Source organism: Chryseobacterium indologenes, assembly GCF_001295265.1.
Lineage (GTDB): Bacteria > Bacteroidota > Bacteroidia > Flavobacteriales > Weeksellaceae > Chryseobacterium > Chryseobacterium indologenes_A.
In genome coordinates this window covers 106,536-128,540 of the sequence record NZ_LJOD01000013.1, presented here as the reverse complement: position 1 = coordinate 128,540, position 22,005 = coordinate 106,536, and the positions used below count along the sequence as shown (strand labels likewise).

The following is a 22,005-nucleotide window of genomic DNA, read 5'->3' as shown; positions in this document are numbered from 1 at the left end:
TGAAAATATCAGAGTTATCCACAAAAGCGGATATGTTTCTGCAATCTCCCGGAAAGGGTGTTTAAGAAGGCAGGGATGGTTTCTTTATTTATATTATAACAGACCGGGGTATTAATAATATGGGGCAAAACTATAAGTAAACGGTTTTGCGCTAAGCCATATTGGAGGAATCGGTATCCAGTTTGGAACCTCATCGGGGGAGTTTTAATAAAATGTACTCTACCCTAGCCCCGATAGAAGCGGTTACCCCGCAACATGCACCGGAAAGGCAAAGGAAATGAAGCGGCAAAAAAAACGGCGTGAGGAGTAAAAGCGGAGAGCGGGAAAAAGCTCCTAAGAAAAAAATTGAATTCCAGGAAGATGAAATTCAAAGTTGCTCTCTGATTTTAATAAAGTGATCAGAAAAATCTTTTGAGTAAAGCCTTATATATATAGTATCCCAAGAGGCTGCCTATAGTATCGGCCACGATATCGAGGTTTTCCATGGATCTCCCCAGTCCCATTTCTTCCTGAAGGATCTCTGTTAGAAAGGCGTAGATCAGCATGATCTGAATGTAATAGGAAAACTTTATACGGGGAAATGTTGCCATGAAACAAAAGCCCAGTACCGCAAATATGCTTAGATGCAAAACTTTGTCGATACCGTTGAACATGAACCAGTATTCCTGATTTTCCTGCCCTGGCTTGAGAAGCATATAAGTAAGAAATGCCCAATAAATGGGCAAGATCTTACTAAATATTTTTGAAATTTTATCCAATGATAGCCTGGTATTCTTCTGCAGAAAGCAATTCTGACTGATCTGCACCATCAGCAATTTCTAATTTGATGATCCATCCGTTTCCATAAGGATCAGAATTCAACAGTTCAGGCTGATCTTCAAGATCTGAATTGAACTCAATAACTTTTCCTGAAACAGGCAAGAATAAATCTGAAACCGTCTTTACCGCTTCTACACTTCCGAAAACCGCTCCGCCTTCAAGATCATCATCTACTGTATCTACATCTACATACACAATATCGCCAAGCTCTCCCTGTGCAAAATCTGTAATACCAATCGTAGCAACATTTCCTTCAATCTTGATCCACTCGTGATCTTTAGTGTACTTTAATTCTGATGGTGTGTTCATTTTTTAATTTTTATTTTTACAAATGTATTCAAAATTATACTAGCTTCAAATATCCGATATAAAAAATGTCCTTCAAAATTGAAGGACATTTGAGTTTATTTCACTTTATTTTAAAAACCACCTGAGTCACCGAACGTAAACGTAGCGGAAAGTCCGGCTCTGATAGTAGATAACGGGAATGCCGTAGAAATTTTATACTTTGAAGTCATCTGTTCGTAGAAGACTCTCAGGTTAAGGTTTTCGGAAACGTTGTAATCTGCAGAGAGCTTAATATTCATAAGCTTTTGTCCTCCTGTTACCTGTGAATCATTCAGCAGGATGTTCATGATGGAAGTTTTGCTGTCCCTTAATGAGATATCTCCCCTGATATTAAGATCACTTCCTTTTCCTCTGCTTCCTCTTGTATTAGCCATACCTAATCTGAAATTTTTCACGATATAGCCAAGCCTTACTACATATTCCGTATTAGAATCTTCTGTCAGGGTATGGTTTACCAGCCCCAATGACAGCATCCTGTTTTTGTTATACTGGATACCAAACTGCATATTATTTCTCATGGTAACATCTATTCCGATAAGCGGAGAGAATGATTCTACATATCCTACCTGTGAGAATGTAAACGGATTGATATAATCTCCATTCACATCAAATACGGCATTAGGATCACTTCCTTTAGCACTCAGGCTGTTAAAGTAATCAATACTTGACTGCACTCCGGCTGCTGTATAGGTTGCTGTATAAGCATGCTGTACATCAAATTTAGAGAACTGACCGTTAATAATCGGAATATTTCTCAATCCTGAATAGGTTAGTTTCCAGTTCGGAATAGGAAGCCCTGCTTTCTTTGCATTCCCCATCTGTTTTACAGATTTGCCTTCAACAGCGGCTCTGAATGCAGGAATCAATACATAAGCATTGGAAATACTATAGCCGTCTGCATAACCATCTGTTAATGGAGCATTAGGGCCGCCGAGCTGTTGTGACAGTTCTCTTGCATTCTGCCTGATTGCCTGATAAATTGCTTCACTTTGCTTGAACGAGGTTTTCAACAGTACTACAGAATTAGAATAAGTTACCAGATCATTGGCAAAGACATAATCATGGTTTGTTGTTGCCAGGTTATTCCTGTTATTGAATCCTGACTGTGAGAAGTTTCTGTTATAATTATGTAGCGCACTCAGATCTATTCTGAATTCATTAATCGGTACAATTTGTAAATTGGCTCTTAATTCCCGCGTTGACATCCGTATATAAGGATCTGTCATATAAGGTGAGTCACTTACCCATCCATTCTCCAAAACGGTTCTTCTGACATCAGCCTGGGATCCTAATAAGAATCCCATAGTAGGTCCTCCCAGCGTTTGACCGTAGCCATACCAGTTTGGAGCAGACAGTAAGCCCGGAAGTACTGTTCCGTTATTTTCGGAATAATTAACATCAAGCTGTTTGAAAGAGGTCATGAAGAATGCTGCACTCTCAAGCGGTGTTAATTTATTCTTGAACTTATATTTTTTGTATTTGAATCTTTTTTTCTCCCACTGCTGGGTATAAACATTATTCAGGGAATCAATCTCCTGCTTACGTTTCTGAAGCTTTGCATTGATATTCTTAAAATATTTGAACTGGCTGAAGAACTTCGGAATATCTGCCGTTGCTGTTGCCATGATCACATTGGTATTCTGACCAACGGAACCTAAGCTCCCTTCAGGGCTTGAAAGCAATGCTGTAGACCTTGCATTCCAGTTGTAGGTAAATCCATACCCCAATTCGGCATTAATGAAATCAAGATACGGAAGATACTGGAACGGAAGCTTGTAGTTGAGCTGTGCTCTATGGTTGTACAATACCGGTCTCCCTGCTCTGAATACATTTCCAAAAATGGATTTGTCATTCATGGTATTAACATCCACCTGATCGTTAAGCGTTCTTGTTGCAGAATTGATTTCCAGCTTCAATGATTTTGTGAAATTAAAGCCCAGCCCGTACTGCCATCCAAAATAGAAGTTTCTGTTTTTGATAGCATCAAAGCTGCTTCCTGTATTTCCACTTAAAATCGCTTCTACATTTCTAAATTCAAGTTCATTGTAATTTCTGTCAATTTCTGTTCTGAAAGATAATCTTGTAGGAATAGGATTGAAATTAAATTCTTTAACCCATCTCAGGTATTTCGTTGATTTTGCCGTATCACTGATCATTTTATTAAAAGGCTTGATCACCCACGGTTTGAAAGTATAGTTATAATCAACATACCCTCTCAGATACTGTCTGTAATTTCTGGAAGTATAGATATCTCTGAAGTAATCATCGTTATATACTGCCGTTACAGAAATGTTCTCAATATCATAGAATTTAGGCTTCTTATTAGGATTTACTCTTTCTTTATGCATATTCACAACCCCGATACTTCTCTGCTGGGTATATGTTCTTGCCACTTTTTTCAACTGCTCTTTATTGGCAGCTTTACTAAACTCTACATCGGTATCCAGTGGATTGTACTTAGGATCCTCAATGGTTTGTGAGTATGAATAATTCAGAGGAATTTTCACCCCGCTTTTTTCCGGAAGGAATTTATCTACATTAATCGCTGTATTGATACTGAAAGCCGATTGGGTAGACTGGGTTCTTTCTGCCGGTTTTGAATCTATGTTTCCAAATCCTACCGAAGTATATGAAGCACTGGTATTAACGGTTGCAAAGTCTCCAAGATTGAAGTTCAGACTTGCATTTCCAGCATATCCCCCATCATTTTCAATTTCAGAAAGACGGATCTCGTTTACCCAAAGAACTCTGGTGATTGGCCCCCCTATTCTGTCTCCCGCATTTCTTACCCCAATCATTATGGTTGTAATATTTCCTAAACTCGGACGTCCTTTGATATAGATTCTTTTTAAATCATCACCAAATGAAGGGTCCATTATTCTTTTGATAATATCATTCGGTGAATTCTTATCTCTTCGAATTTTAGCATCAACAAAATTTTGTATTTCAAGGTCCACATCATTTTCAAAAGGCCAGATATCCATCGGTGCTGTGGCCGTTTTATCCGTTAATTTCAATGCTGCTTCATATTCATAATAGTTATCTGTAGCATCACTACCAAAACGAATAAAGAATCTGGTTTTAGGATCTATCTGCCCGTTATTACTGCCTCCACTAGGGGAAGGATCATGAGCATGTACAAAAAGTTTCAGCTTTTTATATCTTCTCATATCCAGGGATGTATTTTTGAAAACCCCTCTGGCTTCTTCAAAAAGATTGTCCACTTTCATATACAAGGACGCTTCATTTTGTCTCTGAGCTCCTGCATTCCCACTCAATACCTGTCTGTCAATTCCCGGAGGCAATACATAAGGAGGCTGATTTAAAGCATTTTCTTCAATATTTACACTTCCTACTTCAAAATTATTGTTCATTGTATCAGGTCCCGCTGTTCCTTCACTAGGTTCAGGTACTGATATACTGGCAATTTTATTAGGATATCTTCTCCAGTCTGATCTTACCAGATCCAATGTTCCGAATCTTAATGTAGAAGTCTGCTCAAATCCTGTCAGCATTAATCTTGCAAATCTTACGTTATTAAGTACTGCTGATTTACGTTCTCCTTCTGCTCCGGATTCATCAAATTTAGATACCGGGATTCTGAAAAGGTACCATTTCACATCTGAAGACTGTCCGTTCTGGAAGGTTGCTTTTACCGTTTTTACGTCTACGATATTATTCTGTCCTAATGCAAGGCTTGGCTGATCAAGCTTTACAACATACTCATTATAGCTTTCTGTCTGGTCAAGGTTATAATCCTTGTTGATATCTTCTGCATCCGGTGTCTGTGAAGCAACTTCCAATGAATTTGCCTGTGAGTTTCCTTCCGGATTTCTAAAGTATTTATATCTCTGTACAACAGAAGACGCCTGGCTGCCGGTAAATTTCTCGGACATATAGAATACGAAGTCGTCTACTGCAGGGTCTACCAGATTGGTTACCGGGTTCACAAAAGTATTTCCGAATCTGGATGATTCCTGTTCTGAGCTTAAACCGTCATACCCCAAATCCTGTGCTCTTCTGTCATCTCCTTCACTGGAGAATGCATAAAGAATAGGTGGCTGCTTTGGCTGCACTCCCCAGTTGGATACGGTTGTTGTAGAAGGAGCTCCTGCTGTCGGAAGACCATTCTCGTACTGCATTTTTCCGTCTTTCAGGATGTCTTCAGAAACGTTTCCTAAGTGAAGTAAAAGCCTTGGCGGATTTCCCGGGGACGATCCTAAGGTATTACCATCTGCATATGGATCCATCATCCAGAATTCTACATATTCGATATTTGAGGTGATGAAGTTAGGGACACTCACCGGTCTCATAATTCCCGCCCATCTGCTACCCGGAACTTCTGCATTCGGATTCACATTATACGGACCTTTTTCCTGAGGGAAATATGAAATATCCAGGGTATTGGTGAAGGTCTGCTCTCCGGCAACAAAATCCCTGTTATTATAAATTTCGGAATACTGTACTCTTCTGGACGCGTGGTTGGACATTGACTGTGCTGTAATCCCTGCCGGAGCTCTTCCTCCAACTCCCCAGAATCTAGGGTCAATGTTATACCAGGATAAAAGTCCTCTACCGTATCCGGCTGTTATGTCATCATTGGCCGGAACTCCGTTGAAAGGAGGCAGTACATTTTTCTCAGGCTTAGAGGCAAGACTCCATGCAGCAGGCTCTTTTAATGATATTTTAGAGGTAGTCTGCTCAAAATCGTCAATATAGGACTGGTCATTTGTTCCTTTATTAAGCCCAGGAAGCAAATACGCAGCTTCCATCTTGAAGTTCAGATTGGATGGTGCTTCAGTATTTACCAATGGAATTTTATCCGTTAATCTTGTTAAGAAAGGTACCTGATTGTTGTACATCATGTTGATACCTGCCATTGTGTTATTAACAGCCTCCTGTCCGTAATTTACCTTTTGGGTAAGCGGAGATTCTGAATAATTAACAAGGGTTCCTCCCAAGATAAAGTTCTCACTGAATCGTCGTTCAAGGTTTAAGCCGAGGAATCTTTTTCTCTGAGTATTAAAAGTAAGCTGATTTTCTAATGAAATATTAATGGCCTGTCCGGACTGTTTTACATTTTCATTGATGATTGTCACGGTACCCAGCATATAATCTACAGTATAATCTACCCCTTCTGTCAGCTGTACTCCGTTTGCGGAAACTTTTACAGATCCCTGAGGAACGTTTACCGCTCCCAGGGAAATTCCTTGTCCCTGCGTTCCTTTATAACGACCCTCTATGGTGTAACGTTGTGCCAGGTTACTTGCTGTAGCGGTCTGTTTCTGCTGCTTATAAAGATCTGTGAAAACAAACTGCGGGTCGTTTCCAACCTGGCTCTGCATAAAGGTTCCGAAGGGCTGTACCTTGGTAAAGATTATTCTTCCGGTTTCAGGCCTTATGGTAACCCCATTAACAAAGTCAAAAATACCATCTCCCAAAACTCCCCCGCTGTTCTGAAGGTCACCATTCATATTGAGGCGGTCCCAGTTCAGCAACTTCAATAAGTTTTTGTCTGCAACCGGTGTTCCGGGCAGATAATTTACTTTACCTCCTGTTTTAGGATCCCGGTAAAAAACGTTAAGGATGAAGCCATCCTGTGCTACCTGTCCTGCATCCAGGGAATAAATATTCTTCATCATCAGGTCCCACATCGGCGAATCTACATTCACCCTGTTGTTTACCCTTAGAACCTTAGTTACCAGAACGGGGCTTTCTTCTGAGAATTCCCCTACTTTATATACCTTATTAGAACCATCCGTATAGGAATAGGAAACTGCTAAAAGCTGGTTTTCGTTTAGTTTCTGGTTCAATGAAATGTATCCTAACTGGGGCTGTAATGTATATTCGTTGGAATTTAATCTTCTTGCTTTGGTATTGAAGATAAAATGTTCGCCATTATCATAAGGCTGTGCACTTCCCGGGAAAGTCTGTCCCTGGAAATTTGGGGCATAATTTTTCCCTGCCTCTCTTGGTGTTCCGATGGCTGTATTAATGTCCGTGTATAGTCCATTTTGAGAGTTATCCGGTAATCCCGGTCCTTCTCCAAGATCTCTGATCCCGATAATACTTTTCTGATACGCCAGATTGCTGTTTCCCTGATCAAGTACCCAGACTTCAAGCCTGGTAATATTCACCGTGGAATTGATCTGTGGATAATTCATCAACGCATTATCATAACGGTCTAAGAAGTAATGTCCAAGAAAAAAGTGCTGGTTATCTTCATAGTCAATGGCATTGACTTTAAAGTTATTCATCACACCACCGCCCTGTACAACAATATTTCTTGCTTCACCCTGTTGCTGGGAAAGCACAACAGTTCCATAGGTTTTCCCCAGCTGGAACTCTGTTTTCATACCGAATAGAGATTGCGAACCCCGGATAAGACTGGTTGAAAGCGGCATATTTACGTTACCGAATTCTACTCTTTTGATGATTTTATCTTCTCCTCCGGCACTTGGTTTATCTACATCCCCTAAACCTTTGGTTTGTAAGTCTTTCCAGTTTCCTTTTGCCTGCCAGACCAAATTCATTCTGTTCTCGAATGCAAAACCGCTTTGGGTATCGTAATTGGCTTTCAACTGAAGGTTTTCGCCCACTTTTCCTAATAATCCAAGTTGTATTCTCTGATCGATGTCAAAGGTAAAACTCGTTCTGTTCTGTGGTAAAATGAGTGGATTGTCTATTTTCTGATACAGCCCCGCAAAATCTAAAGAGGCATATCCTGAGGGGATAATCTCGATCTTGTTGCTTCCGAAAATAGTTTCAAAAAGCTTATTATTGATCATCAGGGAAGGTATAAGACCTTTTCTCCGGGCATCACTTCTGTCTTTTCTGAAAAGCAGGTTATATTTATCTGATTTCTCCTTGTAATAAGCTCTTGTCTGGGTTGCCAGCATAAATTCTTTATACTCTTCCGGAGACATAGCTGTAGGAGGGCCGGTAATTATATTTCCGATTTTCGGATAGATGAAATACATTCCGGTTTTTATGTCATAGTAGGCTTCGTATCTTGTAGGATCGGCCAGCTGATATTCCTTTTTTATAATCGCGGTATCACGTACCTGCTGTGCAAAGCCACTTACTGACATACACAGGAACGACAGGAACAAAAATATCTTAAAATGCTTATTCTTCGCCACCAAATGTTAAATGTTTTTTAAAATTTGTTTTACCAGTTCTTCTACAGAAACCTCCGGATTCTGCTTCAGAATTCTGTCTGCAATTTTTTCACTCATCCGTTTAGGAATCCCTAAAACTTCTAATGCAGATAACGATTCTTCCTTGATTTTATTATCTGCAGGGGCAGAAATGTTTTCTTCCGGAAGACTGAATTTCTGGACTTTATCTTTAAGATCCACAATGATCCTCTCTGCTGTTTTCGCCCCGATTCCTTTAGCTTTCTGAATGAGTGCACTATTACGGGAAAGTATAGCTGAAGCAATCTCTCCAAGGCTTAACGTAGAAAGCAGGATAAGTGCTGAAACTGCTCCTACTCCGTTAACGCTTATTAACAGGTTGAACATCTCTTTTTCTGAACGAGTGTTAAAACCGAAGAGAAGATGAGCATCTTCCCGGATGATCTGCTGGGTAAATAAGAAAGCCGGCTGATTCAGGGCCAGGGCCTGGGAGGTCATCAAACTGATACCTACATAGTAACCAACTCCTTGGACATTGATCACTGCGTAGGTGGGCGTAAGTTCTTGAACGCTGCCTTGTAAAGAAAATATCATTATTAATTTTTAAAACTCCCAAATATAGCAATTTAAACTAATTAATGTTTTTATTTCAAGTACGAATGAATTTTAACTTAAATTTTGACTGTACATTCAATGAATTCACTTAAATACAAAAAACCTATCCGCTGGGATAGGTTTTGTACTGTCTTTAATAAAAAACAGGTTCTTTTTATTATTTTTTGCTTTCCCTTCTCTGGGCATCCAGTACTGCAATGGTGGCAAGGTTTACAATTTCATCTACACTGGAGCGCATCTGCAATACATGTACAGGTTGTTTTAATCCCATTAAGATTGGTCCGATAACCTGAGCCACTTTCATTCCTCTGATGATCTTGTAAGATAAATTGGCACTTTCAAGATTCGGGAAAATGAATGTATTGGCCGGGGTGGTTCCTAATTTTGAGAATGGATAATCACTTAAATGATCTGCGTTCATCGCAAAATCCGGTTGAATTTCTCCGTCCACAACCATTTTAGGATATTTTTCATGCAGAATACTTACTGCTTTGGCAACTTTTTTAGAGGTATCAGAGATGGCTGCAAAATTTTCGAAACCAAGCATTGCAATTCTAGGCTCAATAGCAAAGGATTTCACGGTAATTTCTGCCATTTTAGCAATATTCACCAGGTCTTCTGCGGTTGGGTTCTGATTGATGGAAGTATCTGCAAAGAAAATAGGTTTCTTTTCAGACAGGATCATCATCATTGCGGCAACTTTATCTACGCCTTTATCTTTTTCGATTACTTCTAAAACAGGGCGGAGCACTGAAGTGTAGTTTTTGGAGAAACCTATGATAAGGCCGTCTGTATCTCCGTGTCTCAGCATAAGAGGACCGAAATAGTCTCTCTGGCGTACATATCTTTTCGCCTTGTACTCGTTCATTCCTTTTCTCTGGCGAAGTTTCCAGAGTGTTTCCCTGTATTTTTTCCTGTTTTCTTTCTGATCATCATCACTAGGATCAATAATCGGCACGTCCAGATTGATTCCGTAACGTACCATCTGCTCCTTGATGTATTTTTTATCACCCAAAAGGCTCGGCAAAGCAATTCCTTCTTCATAAAGAATCTGAGCTGCTTTCAGAACGTTGTATTCTTCGGCATTTCCAAGGGTGATCCTTTTCGGGTTGGATCTTGCACGGCTCTGCATCATTCTTACGAGCTTCTCATCACGTCCCATTCTGTCCAGCAGCTGGTTTTCGTACTCTTCAAAATCTGTAATTGTTTTCCCTGCTATTCCGCTTTCGATCGCTGCTTTTGCTACAGCACTTGATACCTTAGTGATTAACCTGTTGTCAAAAGGTTTCGGGATGAAGTACTCTCTTCCGAATTGCAGGTTCTGTACATTATAAGCTAATATTACCGCTTCCGGTACCGGCTCTTTTGCCAGGTCTGCAATAGCGTGTACTGCAGCCAGTTTCATTTCTTCGTTGATTCCTTTTGCCTGAACATCTAAAGCACCGCGGAAAATATAAGGGAATCCCAGCACATTGTTCACCTGGTTAGGATAGTCACTTCTTCCTGTTGCCATGATCACGTCTTTACGGGTTTCAACAGCAAGGTCATAAGCAATCTCCGGATCAGGGTTTGCCAAGGCAAAAACAATAGGATTTTCGTTCATGCTCATCAGCATTTCCGGGGTCATCACGTTTCCTTTGGATAATCCAATGAAAATATCTGATCCTTTTACGGCATCTTCTAATGTTTCAATATCGGTTTGAGCAATGAAATCCAGTTTTTCAGGAGTAAGATTTTCTCTTTTATGATTAATTACCCCTTTACTGTCGCACATCAGAACATTTTCTTTTTTCAGTCCCAGTGCAATGTACAGTTTAGTACATGCAATGGCAGCGGCTCCTGCCCCGTTCACTACCATTTTTACTTCAGCAATATCTTTATTGGCAATCTGAAGTGAATTGATTAATGCTGCTGCAGAAATAATTGCTGTCCCGTGCTGATCATCATGCATCAATGGAATATCCAGCTCTTCTTTAAGCCTTTGTTCAATATAAAATGCTTCGGGGGCCTTAATATCTTCAAGGTTAATCCCTCCGAACGTCGGAGCAATTCCTTTTACAATCTGAATGAATTTATCAGGATCTTTTTCATTGATTTCGATATCGAAGACATTGATATCTGCAAAGATCTTGAACAGAAGTCCTTTCCCTTCCATTACGGGCTTTGAGGCTTCTGCCCCGATATCACCAAGCCCAAGCACGGCAGTTCCGTTTGAAATTACGGCTACCAGATTTCCTTTTCCTGTGTAATCGTAAACTGTTTCCGGTTTATCGTGGATTTCCATACAAGGAACAGCCACTCCGGGCGAATAGGCCAGTGACAGATCTCTCTGGGAAGAGTGCGGCTTTGAAGGAATTACTTCGATCTTTCCTTTAGGTTCTGCTTTATGATAGTCTAACGCGGCCTGATTAAAGTTCTTTTCGTCGCGGTGGGTTTTACTTGACATAGAATTTCGTTTTTTATTAAAGTATATATTTAATATGGTAGTCTACTAAACTTTCAATAGGTTTCTGTACAACATGGCCCACATTTAAATGAAGTTCTGCCGCAACAGAACGGAGAATATTTTCGTAGTAATAAGCGATTGAGCCAATAAAGTTGATTTCGGCATCTTTTGATTCGGCATAAGGAATCACCTGGTATTCGAAAAAGTTCTTCATTTCTTCGAATATCATTTCCTTAAGATAGGGATGATCTTTTCTTTCGATCACAAATTTGTTGAAATCTGCCAGATAGGCATTGGGTCTCGGGCTGTGATACATTTTTTTCAATGCTTCTTCCACAGTAAGCTGATAGGTCTGTTCAAATTCGGAATGAAGATCTGCGGGAAGTTTTTTCATGAAATACCTGCGCACCAGCTGCTTTCCGATCGCGCTTCCGCTTCCTTCGTCTCCTATGAGGAAACCAAGGGACGGCAGTTCTATCTTTAGGTTCTGTCCGTCAAAATAACATGAGTTTGATCCTGTTCCTAAAATACATACCACAGCCGGCTTTCCGTTGTATGCGGCATAAGCTGCTGCCATAAGATCTTCCTTTACCACAATTTCAGCTCTGGTAAATATTCTTTTAAGCTCTTCCTCTATGATTTCGCAGTTCTTTTTCACCCCGCATCCGGAACCATAAAAGAAAATCTTTGTGATGGAATTTTTGATCAATGTCAGGTTGCTGTTTTTCTCTATTTCAGGGACAATAAGCTCTCTGTTGATAAAGTTCGGGTTGAAGCCGATAGTTTCTGTTTTTAGAAAAACCTTTTTGAAATCATCAAGAATCACCCAGTCCGACTTAGTAGAACCACTGTCAACAATAGCAACCATATTTTACATTTTAGTTTAAGGGTGCTAAAATATGAATTTATCTTTAATTAGCGTTTAAAAACAACCTGGAAGCTGTTTAAAATCACTAATGTTTTATATCAGTTTTTTCATTGTTGAACTGGATCAGCCAGTCTTCAATTTCATCTTCCAGATAAGAGGTCTGAAGAACCATAGCATTGATAAAATCATCGGGTACGGGTTCTCCTGTAGAATTTTCAAGATTCCAGAGTTCATCTGCCATATTTTCATATTCAGAATACACTCTTTTGAAGCGGGAATTTTCTCTTTCAAGAGCTTCAATATTTTTTTGCTGAAGCTGGAATTTTCTGTATTTGTTTTGACGTTTCATACAAATATTGTTATTAATTGAGGGGGTCATAAAAGTAGGGTGTATGCTTTCAATCGTGCATTACAAGATAGAAAAAACCATCAACACAAGAAGTTGAAAATGAATTTATTATCAGGTTATAATTACATCATTCAGAAGATTAAATTTAGAAATAATTTTGATTCAAAAAAATTTTTTAACAACTTTTTTCAGTGTTTAACATATCATTATTAATTGTTTCTTTTCTGGGCTTATATTTATAGGTATAAGGTAGTATGAGTTTTCATTAAGCCAATCCTTACCGACCGTCTTCCACATTAAATTACTTATAAAAAGATAAACTATTATTCTTTACAACTGTTATAAATTACTTATTCTCTTTCCGAGTTTACCTTCCATAAATCAGAAGTTCTTATCGGGAACTGAGGCTATATTAATATATTAGTTATAAATTTGCAGATCATATATTTTGAATGAAAGAGTTACTCATACGCCAGAAGCAGGTTCTGTTCTTCATCATTGCCGGAGGGCTGAGCGCTGTAGTAGAGATTGGAAGCTTTAAGGCCTTCAGCACCTATCTTCCTCATGTCTTTTCCAGGGAAGTTAATTTTCATGGTGTACATTATCCTTTAAGCAATATTTTTTCTACAAGCTGCGGCATCATCAGCAATTATTTTCTGAGCATCTGGTTTGTTTTTGAAAGAGGAAAGCACTCCAAAAAGCGGGAGTTTGCCTATTTTATGGGAGTTTCTTTTATTTCAACCTTATTAAGCCTTGGTTTTTTCCAGGTATTTTACAGTTTTATATTTAAGGATAATATCAATTTAATTTTTTATACCTTAAGCCCGGAAATGATCAGTAAAGTGGCGGCAATCCTGCTGGTTTCCATTCTTAATTATTCGGTAAAAAAGAAAGTAATTTTTAACGGTTAAGCAGTGACAAAGATTTTAAATTACCTGTGGAGATTCTGGCTTCTTCTGTTAGCTTTTGTACTGACAGTTACTCTGGGAATTCCTGTTTATATTTTATCCTTCAATAAAAAGCATTATAAGTACGCATATAAATTTGTACGGATCTGGTGCTTCGGTATGTTCTATGGCATGGGGCTGAGATATGATCTGATCAGACTTTCGGACCAGAAGAAGGATAAAAACACGCAATATGTTTTCATATCGAATCATACTTCCATCATGGATATTATGCTTACCTGCATTTTATTTCCTCATAACCCGATCTGTTTTGTAGGCAAGAAAGAATTGGTAAAGATTCCGATCTTCGGGACCATCTATAAAAGAATATGCGTAATGGTAGACCGGGGAAGTGCAAGAAGCCGCGCCGATGTTTACAGAAGATGTGCTGAAAAAATGGAAGAAGGCAACAGCATTGCTATATTTCCTGAAGGCGGTGTTCCGGATGACACGTCTGTTATTCTGGACGATTTTAAAGACGGGGCGTTTACTTTATCCTCAAAACATCATTCTCCTATTGCGGTATATACTTTTATCGGACTGAAAGAAATTTTCCCTTTTGACAGCTCTAAGGGGTACCCGGGAAGAGTAAAAGTATATTTCAATGGAATTATGGAGCCTTCAGATTCTCCAAAGGACTTAAAAACAGAGGCTTATAATCAGATAAAAAAAACGTTGCTGGAACATTCTATTTAAAAGAAATAGTTATATTTGTTTGCGAAATTTCTAACAAATATGTCAAATTATTCTAAACAAACCAATTGGGGGCAATTCATTCCTTTGGTTACTGTGTTTTTTTTCTGGGGATTTGTAGCGGCAAGTAATGACATTCTGATCCCGGTCTTCCAAAAAGCCTTTAAACTGACCCAAACTGAAAGTATGCTCGTACAGATCTGCTTTTATGTGGCTTATACTGTGGGGTCTTTAATTTACATGGCTGTTTCAAAGAGTTTGAGACAAGACCTGATCAACAAAATAGGATACAAAAACGGCTTAATTTTAGGTCTTCTTATTTCTGCAGCAGGAACTTTACTTTTCTATCCTGCAGCCAATATGGGATCTTTCCCATTAATGATCTCAGGACTTTTTATCGTGGGTCTCGGATTTTCACTTCAGCAGATTGTAGCCAATCCATTAGCTATTGAAGTGGGACCGGTGGAAACAGGATCTCAAAGACTTACCATGGCTGGAGGAATCAATAATTTAGGAACAACCATCGGACCTCTTATTGTTTCATTTGCCATCTTCGGATCTGCTTCTGCAGCCAATACAGAGGCAAGTATTGAAAGTGTAAAAATTCCTTATCTGATCTTAGGTGCTGCATTTGCTTTGGTTGCTGTAATGCTTAAGTTTTCTTCTCTTCCTGCGATAACTCCTACCAATACTAAAGATACTGATGATATTGTTCCCGGCGATCATAAAACATCTGCCTTCCAATATCCTCAGCTGGTTATGGGAATGATTGCCATTTTTGTTTATGTAGGGGTAGAGGTTTCTACAGCAAGTAATCTTCCTGCCTACATGGAAAAAAGCTTAGGTTTCGAGACTAAAGATGTTGCTCCCTATATTTCATTATACTGGGCTTCTTTAATGATCGGGCGTTGGACCGGAGCCGTTGAAGCTTTTGATGTGAGCGGCGGATTTAAAAAGATATTAAGATTCCTTGCTCCTTATCTTGCCTTTGGAGTATTCCTTCTGGTGAACGCTATTGCAAAGCATGACCTTTCCCCATTCTATGTGTATTCATCGGTTATTATTGTAATGATTATCTGTGATATTATGAGTAAAGGGAATCCCGCAAGAATGCTTCTGATCTTTTCCGTAGCAGGTATTGCCGCATTACTGATAGGAATGTTTACTACCGGAATGATTTCCGTATATGCATTTACCAGCGTAGGCTTATTCTGTTCTACCCTGTGGCCGTGTATTTTCGCACTTGCCATCAATGGTCTTGGAAAGCATACTAACCAAGGATCCGGCTACCTGATTATGATGATTATGGGAGGTGGTATTGTAAGTATGATTCAGGGATATATTGCTGATTTAACGAATATTCACTTCAGTTATATCGTAGGTGTTATCTGTTTTGCTTATCTTGCGTTCTATGCAATCCGTGTTACAGGAATCCTGAAGGCACAAGGCATTGATCTTGATAAAATTTCTAAAGGCAGTGGTCATTAACAATAAAAAAATTATCCATAAAAAACGATTTTGGGCAGGTGTATTACTTGCCCAATTTCTTTTGTTCTATGCGTTTTCGAAATCCGGAATAATGGTTTCTCTTTTTGAACGCTTTTTTGAATTTCAGAAAGGGGCACATCAATCACTTTTCAGCTGGATTCCTTTTTCTCTCGGGGACCTGATGTATATTATTCTGGGAATCTTTCTTTTATATTTCCTCATTAAATGCCTAAAAAAAACAGACAGAAATGCTGCTTTTCTTAAAATCCTGGGTGGCCTCAATGTTTTCTATTTTATCTATCAGTTTTTTTGGGGAATGCTGTATTTTCAGACTCCACTTATCAAGAAACTGGCTTCTCAACAGGAACCTGATATCAATAAAGCGAAAGCTCTTGCTCTCCGCTATCTTGAAAAGTGTAAAACTACACGAACATTTGTTCAGGAAGATAGAAACGGTATTTTCATCATTACTGATCTGAAGTCGGTACAAACTGAAATCCTTAAACAGCAGCTGCTGCTTCCAAAGTTCATTTCAGACAAAAAAGCCCCACAGATCAATGCTTTCAAACCCAGTCTTTTTAAAAAGGTAATGAACTTTACCGGAATATTGGGATACTATAATCCTTTTACAGCAGAAGCTCAGTACAATGCAGAACTTCCGCATACATTCATACCATTCACATCAGCACATGAAAGCTCTCACCAGCTAGGTTTTGCAAGGGAGCAGGAAGCTAATTTCATTGGTTACCTGATTGGCGTCCGTTCAGACAATACTGATCTGAGATACAGTACCGAATATTTTACCCTTAAAAGCCTTTTAAGATTCATTGTGGAGGAAGATCCTGAATTTGTAAAGACAATTCTGAACGGCTACTCTCCTGCTATGAAAAGAGACAGGGCTTATGAAAGGGCTTTTATTTTCAGGCATCAGGGCTGGCTTGATGATTTTTTCGGATTTACAAATAATCTCTTTCTGAAAGGTAACCAGCAGGAAGGTTCTGTAACCTACTCCTACTTTATTGATCTTCTTCTAAACTATGAGAAATAGTTCATGGTTTCAATGAAAGTTGTTTTTTAAAGATCAGATACAAAGGAATACAAGATTTCTGTAACAGGTTCAACTTTTGTCTATGAACAATAAATTTATATATTTTCTATTTATTCTTTGTCTTATTTTATGATCAAGATGGCTGGATTATTTAAACAGTTATTTTAAGCCTTCCGGCTTATTCTTAATTTTTTTTAGGCTGAATTCTCTTTTTACAGGCATAAAAAAGAATCGTATCAGGCGATACGATTCTAAAAACACAAATGATGAAAAAAAATTTATTACCTTGACTTGTTCCCTCATTCAAGGCGATGTAAAAGTACAACATATTTCATAAATACAAAAACATTTCCTCCCTTTTTTAAAATTTTATGAAAACTTTATGATTTTTTAAGTTCTTTTGAGTCTGTTACTAAAAACAAACATTATGTTAAAATAAACAATTCTTCCATAAAATTATTTTTAAATACCGGGTTTAAATATAAAAAGACTATCAAATCCAGCATTTAAATAACGATGTAATATTATGTTTTTTTTCATTTTTTCAGAAACAGAAAATTAGAGTTATTATTAGATTCAGGATAGAAAAGCTGCTTCCGGTTTTCAATAATGTCTCAAAATGATCATAATTGTTATCTAGCTATTATAAACGGATATAAAATACCGTTCTCCCCAAAATAAAAATCAGGAAAACAGCTTTTATCTACAGGGCTGAGGAATTTAAAAAAAGGTAAGCTGAAAGGTTTCTGACATCCGCCAACCTGTTATCTACCGTTCATAAAATCTACAGATGAAAACCACCGGCTGTTTATAAATATACAGATTTACAACCAGATATACTTATTTACGCGTTGTATATCACCCTTAAAAGAAAAAAAATTTGTTTATTTGAAATCTCTGCGTATTTTAGATAAAAATATTAATATGATTTTTGATAAACTAATAAACTACCTGAAATTAGACAAACAGGAGTTCACATTTCAGTTCAATTCACACCCTAACTATCCCTCTGCACTTGCATTCAGCGATACCTTAAATTTCATGGGTGTTAAGAATGATGCCTATGAGCTTGATAAAGAATATTGGGATGAATTACCGGAAGAATTTATTGCTATTGTGGACAACTCTTTCTCTCTTGTTAAAAAATCAGGAAACAGTTATTCCGTTTATTCAGAAAAAGCCAAAACTCTTAATAAGGAAGAACTCCACCAAAAATCCACAGATTTCGTATTGCTATTTGAAAAGACTGAAAATGCAGAAAACAAATCAGTATTTGATTTCAGGCCGATTTTATATCTTGTTTTTGCAGTCATTCTTATCCATTCATTTCTGAATATGAGTATATATGACGCCATTTTCAACGTCTTATCATTAGCCGGTGTTTATATTTCCCTGGAAATATTTAACCAAAAATTCGGAAATACATCCACTGTTATCGGAAGTATATGTGGAGATACAGCTTCCAGCCAGACAGCCAATTCATGTGACAAGATTATCAAACAGGATAAAACAAGTATTTTCGGTTTAAAATTCTCTGATTTTTCCCTGATTTATTTTACCGGACTTGCCATAATGGGGCTATTTCTTCCGGCCTCGGCATACCTTGTTAAAGGATTCACTCTTGTTTCTGTGATTGCTATTGCTTATTCTTTATATATTCAGGCTTTTGTAGAAAAAACATTCTGCAGAGTTTGTCTTCTGATTATTTCAATTCTTGCAGGGCAGCTCATTATCAGCATGTTATTTTTTCAGAACACGGTTTTCAGCATAGGCATGTTATTATTAACGCTTGTTTTGTGGTTACTTATCTTTTCAGCCGTACTGTATTCCAGCAATCTCCTGACCCAAAAAGAAAATCTTCAGAAATCCAATGCAAAAAACCTTAGGTTTAAAAGAAACTATGATCTTTTCAAAAGCCAGCTTTTAGAAAATGAAAAGATAACCTTCCAGGATAACCACACCTTCTCTTTGGGAAATAAAGAGGCTAAACTTCGTATTGCCATTGTGTCTAACCCATATTGTGGTTTCTGTAAAGATGCTCATAAAATAGCTGAAGGACTTTTAGAGAAATATCCGGGAGATATTTCCGTACAAATCAGGTTTAATTATTTCCCTGACAGGGCTCCTGAAAAATATACCCAGCTTCTTTCTGCGCTCAACTATATATACCATAACAGGCCACAAAAGGAATTCCTGCATGCTGTAGAAGAGTGGTTTGAAACAAAAGATGAGAGCAAAGCTGTAGCAAGAGCCGGTTCTTCCGCCACAGAGGACCTTACTGCGTTTACCGCAATGTCTTCTGATAACAGTAATGCAGGACTTAGCTTCACTCCTATTTTTATTCTGAACGGATATCAGTTCCCTGATAAATATGACCGTGATGATATCTGGTATTTCATTGATGAATTAATAGAAGATGAAGACTTTCAATAAGATTTTCCAAAAGAAAAACCTTTATTGGATTTAAAAATTCACTATCTTAGGAAAAAATATAAGCATCGTCTGAAATGCTTAAAAAATAAAATAAACCCAAAAAACTAACTATTATGAAAAATTTAAAGAAAGTATCCCGTGAAAACCTAAAAACAATTATTGGCGGCGACAGTGCTCCCATAAGTGACGGTCTGGGCGGATGGCGTTGTTCAAGCAGTTTTGAAGTGGTATGCTACAGAGGCTGTACACCAATGTGTATGAGTTTTAATAAATGTATGATCTCATTCTGTCATGATCCGATCTAATCAATTTATGTTGAAGCAATAACAACCAATGCAAAAAGACTACTATGAAAAATTTAAAAAAACTGTCAAGAGAAAGCTTAAGGATGCTTAAAGGTGGAATCACTGAAGAATGTGCCCGTATCCAGGCTGTATCGATATGCTATCCTATTGGCGGATGTCCTGTAAATGAGATCTGTGTACGGGTATGCAATAAGGTATGTATCCTGTAAATAAGCCCTGAGCTTGAATATTAATATTAGTAGATAAATTAAAAATGTCGCCATCTTTTGGCGGCATTTTACAATGAAAAAAAAATTTTGAAGAAATTTCCTTTTTATAAACAGCCGGACGCTAAAGACTGCGGCCCTACCTGCCTTAGAATAGTAAGTAAATATTATGGCAAAAGCATTTCGCTTCAGCAGATCCGCACACTTTCTGAAACTACCCGTGAAGGAAGCAGCCTATTAGGCCTCAGTGATGCCGCAGAAAATCTGGGATTCCGGTCTCTTGGAGTCCAGATTGATTTCAATACCCTTACAGAAGAAGTTCCATTTCCCTGCATTGTACACTGGAACAAAAACCACTTCGTTGTTGTTTATAAAATTGATAAGAACAATAAAGTTTATATATCAGATCCCAGTTACGGGCTGATTACTTACACCAGGGAAGAATTCATCAAACTATGGATCGGAGAAAATGCGAATGAAAATACAGAAGAAGGTATTGCCCTGATTCTGGAAACCACACCTGCTTTTTTCCAGACCGAATTTGATGCAGAAGAAAGCAAGGCTAGCTTCTCCTTTCTTTCCAAATATCTTTTCAAATATAAATCACTTGTTATCCAGCTTGCTGTAGGACTTTTGGCAGGAAGCTTACTTTCACTTATTTTTCCGTTCCTTACCCAGAGTATTGTAGATGTCGGGATACAGAATCAGGATCTTAACTTCATTTATGTTGTGCTTCTTGCACAGATCATGCTGTTTCTGGGAAGAATGGGAATTGAAGTCATCCGAAGCTGGATCTTACTTCACCTATCCGCCAGAATCAATATCTCTATCATTTCAGATTTCTTTATTAAGCTGATGAGGCTTCCTATCAGCTTCTTCGATACGAGAATGACAGGAGATATTATGCAGAGAATCAATGACCATCACAGAATTGAACAGCTTCTGACCAGCTCTTCCTTAAATACCTTGTTCTCACTGGTGAACCTTATTATTTTCAGTATTGTTTTATTGTTTTATGATTACAGGCTGTTCCTCGTTTATCTGGTAGGAGCTGTCTTGTATGTAGGATGGATCAGTTTTTTCCTTAAAAAAAGAAAAGAACTGGATTATAAAAGATTCTCACAGGTTTCTCAGGAGCAGAGTAAAGTAATTGAACTGATCAACGGTATGCAGGAGATTAAAATGCATAATGCTGAAAAACAAAAACGTTGGGACTGGGAATTTCTTCAGGTAAAGTTATTTAAAATAAGAATTCAGTCACTTTCCCTGGAACAATGGCAGTCTGTAGGAGGAAATTTCATCAACCAGATGAAGGATATATTGGTAAGTTTCCTTTCTGCAAAACTTGTTCTAAGCGGGAATCTTACTTTGGGGATGATGCTGTCTGTGCAATATATCATCGGACAGCTTAACAGCCCGCTGCTTCAGCTTATTGACTTTATTAAGCAAACTCAGGATGCCAAAATTTCTCTTGAAAGGCTTGGCGAAATTCATGATAAAGAAGATGAGGAAGACAAGGACGAGCAATATGCTACCGAGGTACCGCAAAAAGACATTGAAATCAGTAATATGTCATTCAGATACATTGGTTCTGATGTTCCGGTATTTGAAAACCTGAATCTTACCATTCCTTATCAGAAAACCACCGCTATTGTAGGAGCCAGCGGAAGCGGAAAAACAACCCTCTTAAAGCTTCTCATGAAGTTTTATGATCCTTCTGAAGGGGATATTAAAATCGGGAATACAAAACTGAAAAATGTATCGCCAAGATTCTGGAGAGATCATTGCGGCGTAGTAATGCAGGAAGGTTATGTTTTCAATGATACGATAGCCAATAATATTGCGGTGGGTGAAGACCATATCGACAAGCAGAAATTAAGACGTGCTGTAGAAATTGCTAACATCAAAGAATTTATTGAAGGTCTGCCTTTAAGCTATAATACAAAAATTGGAAATGAAGGTGTGGGTGTCAGCGGCGGGCAGAAACAAAGGCTTTTCATTGCCAGAGCAGTATATAAATCTCCGGAATATATCTTTTTTGATGAGGCTACCTCTGCACTGGATGCCAATAATGAAAAGATCATTATGGAAAACCTGGAACAATTCTTTAAAGGAAAAACGGCTATTGTTATAGCCCACAGACTATCCACAGTAAAGCATGCCGACAAGATCATCGTTCTGGATAAAGGAAAAGTAGTGGAAGAAGGTAGCCACAGTGAACTTGTTGCTTTAAAGGGTGAATATTACAGATTGGTGAAAAATCAATTGGAATTGGGAAATTAATCTGTTTTTATTAAATTC

The 22,005-nt window shown here is 38.2% G+C and carries 15 protein-coding genes; 8 read left to right on the top strand and 7 right to left on the bottom strand.

The annotated features are described in order from the left end of the window. Window positions 1-398 precede the first annotated feature (398 nt). From AOB46_RS17550 to AOB46_RS17520, 7 genes are all read right to left on the bottom strand, one after another. Window positions 399-725, bottom strand: a complete 327-nt coding sequence (locus AOB46_RS17550) for a VanZ family protein (RefSeq protein ID WP_062701790.1) — start codon at window positions 723-725, stop codon at window positions 399-401. Window positions 726-750: 25 nt separating this feature from the next. Then, window positions 751-1,128, bottom strand: a complete 378-nt coding sequence (gene gcvH, locus AOB46_RS17545; RefSeq protein ID WP_062701764.1) for a glycine cleavage system protein GcvH — start codon at window positions 1,126-1,128, stop codon at window positions 751-753. Window positions 1,129-1,238: 110 nt separating this feature from the next. Beyond that, a complete protein-coding gene (sprA, locus tag AOB46_RS17540; protein ID WP_062701762.1) occupies window positions 1,239-8,258 on the bottom strand; it encodes a cell surface protein SprA in 7,020 nt (2,339 codons plus the stop codon). 57 nt (window positions 8,259-8,315) lie between these two features. Continuing rightward, window positions 8,316-8,900 carry a Holliday junction branch migration protein RuvA gene (ruvA, locus tag AOB46_RS17535; RefSeq protein WP_062701760.1) on the bottom strand — a complete coding sequence of 195 codons (585 nt, stop codon included), beginning with the start codon at window positions 8,898-8,900 and terminating at the stop codon, window positions 8,316-8,318. A gap of 178 nt (window positions 8,901-9,078) precedes the next feature. Then, the gene (locus tag AOB46_RS17530; RefSeq protein ID WP_062701758.1) at window positions 9,079-11,367 is read right to left on the bottom strand and encodes an NADP-dependent malic enzyme; all 2,289 of its coding nucleotides are present in this window, start codon (window positions 11,365-11,367) and stop codon (window positions 9,079-9,081) included. Window positions 11,368-11,383: 16 nt separating this feature from the next. Then, window positions 11,384-12,235: a BadF/BadG/BcrA/BcrD ATPase family protein gene (locus AOB46_RS17525; RefSeq protein ID WP_062701757.1), complete on the bottom strand. Its 852-nt coding sequence runs from the start codon at window positions 12,233-12,235 to the stop codon at window positions 11,384-11,386. An 85-nt stretch (window positions 12,236-12,320) separates the two neighbouring features. Beyond that, window positions 12,321-12,584 carry a hypothetical protein gene (locus AOB46_RS17520; protein WP_062701755.1) on the bottom strand — a complete coding sequence of 88 codons (264 nt, stop codon included), beginning with the start codon at window positions 12,582-12,584 and terminating at the stop codon, window positions 12,321-12,323. 452 nt (window positions 12,585-13,036) lie between these two features. Here AOB46_RS17520 and AOB46_RS17515 point away from each other — a divergent pair, with 452 nt between their 5' ends. The 8 genes from AOB46_RS17515 (at window position 13,037) to AOB46_RS17490 (ending at window position 21,987) form a co-directional block, all read left to right on the top strand. After that, a complete protein-coding gene (locus AOB46_RS17515) occupies window positions 13,037-13,495 on the top strand; it encodes a GtrA family protein (RefSeq protein ID WP_062701753.1) in 459 nt (152 codons plus the stop codon). Between the two features lie 3 nt (window positions 13,496-13,498). After that, entirely contained in the window at window positions 13,499-14,227 is a 729-nt protein-coding gene (locus tag AOB46_RS17510) for a lysophospholipid acyltransferase family protein (RefSeq protein WP_082377214.1), read from the top strand. Between the two features lie 39 nt (window positions 14,228-14,266). Continuing rightward, window positions 14,267-15,712: an MFS transporter gene (locus AOB46_RS17505; RefSeq protein ID WP_062701750.1), complete on the top strand. Its 1,446-nt coding sequence runs from the start codon at window positions 14,267-14,269 to the stop codon at window positions 15,710-15,712. A gap of 91 nt (window positions 15,713-15,803) precedes the next feature. Then, the gene (locus tag AOB46_RS17500; protein ID WP_082377213.1) at window positions 15,804-16,760 is read left to right on the top strand and encodes a DUF3810 domain-containing protein; all 957 of its coding nucleotides are present in this window, start codon (window positions 15,804-15,806) and stop codon (window positions 16,758-16,760) included. A gap of 924 nt (window positions 16,761-17,684) precedes the next feature. Continuing rightward, window positions 17,685-19,193 carry a vitamin K epoxide reductase family protein gene (locus AOB46_RS17495; RefSeq protein ID WP_062701749.1) on the top strand — a complete coding sequence of 503 codons (1,509 nt, stop codon included), beginning with the start codon at window positions 17,685-17,687 and terminating at the stop codon, window positions 19,191-19,193. A 113-nt stretch (window positions 19,194-19,306) separates the two neighbouring features. Continuing rightward, window positions 19,307-19,498, top strand: a complete 192-nt coding sequence (locus tag AOB46_RS23240; protein WP_131724410.1) for a bacteriocin-like protein — start codon at window positions 19,307-19,309, stop codon at window positions 19,496-19,498. A gap of 44 nt (window positions 19,499-19,542) precedes the next feature. Further along, window positions 19,543-19,707 carry a bacteriocin-like protein gene (locus AOB46_RS23460; protein WP_157845079.1) on the top strand — a complete coding sequence of 55 codons (165 nt, stop codon included), beginning with the start codon at window positions 19,543-19,545 and terminating at the stop codon, window positions 19,705-19,707. An 87-nt stretch (window positions 19,708-19,794) separates the two neighbouring features. Further along, window positions 19,795-21,987, top strand: a complete 2,193-nt coding sequence (locus AOB46_RS17490) for a peptidase domain-containing ABC transporter (RefSeq protein WP_062701784.1) — start codon at window positions 19,795-19,797, stop codon at window positions 21,985-21,987. Window positions 21,988-22,005: the final 18 nt, after the last annotated feature.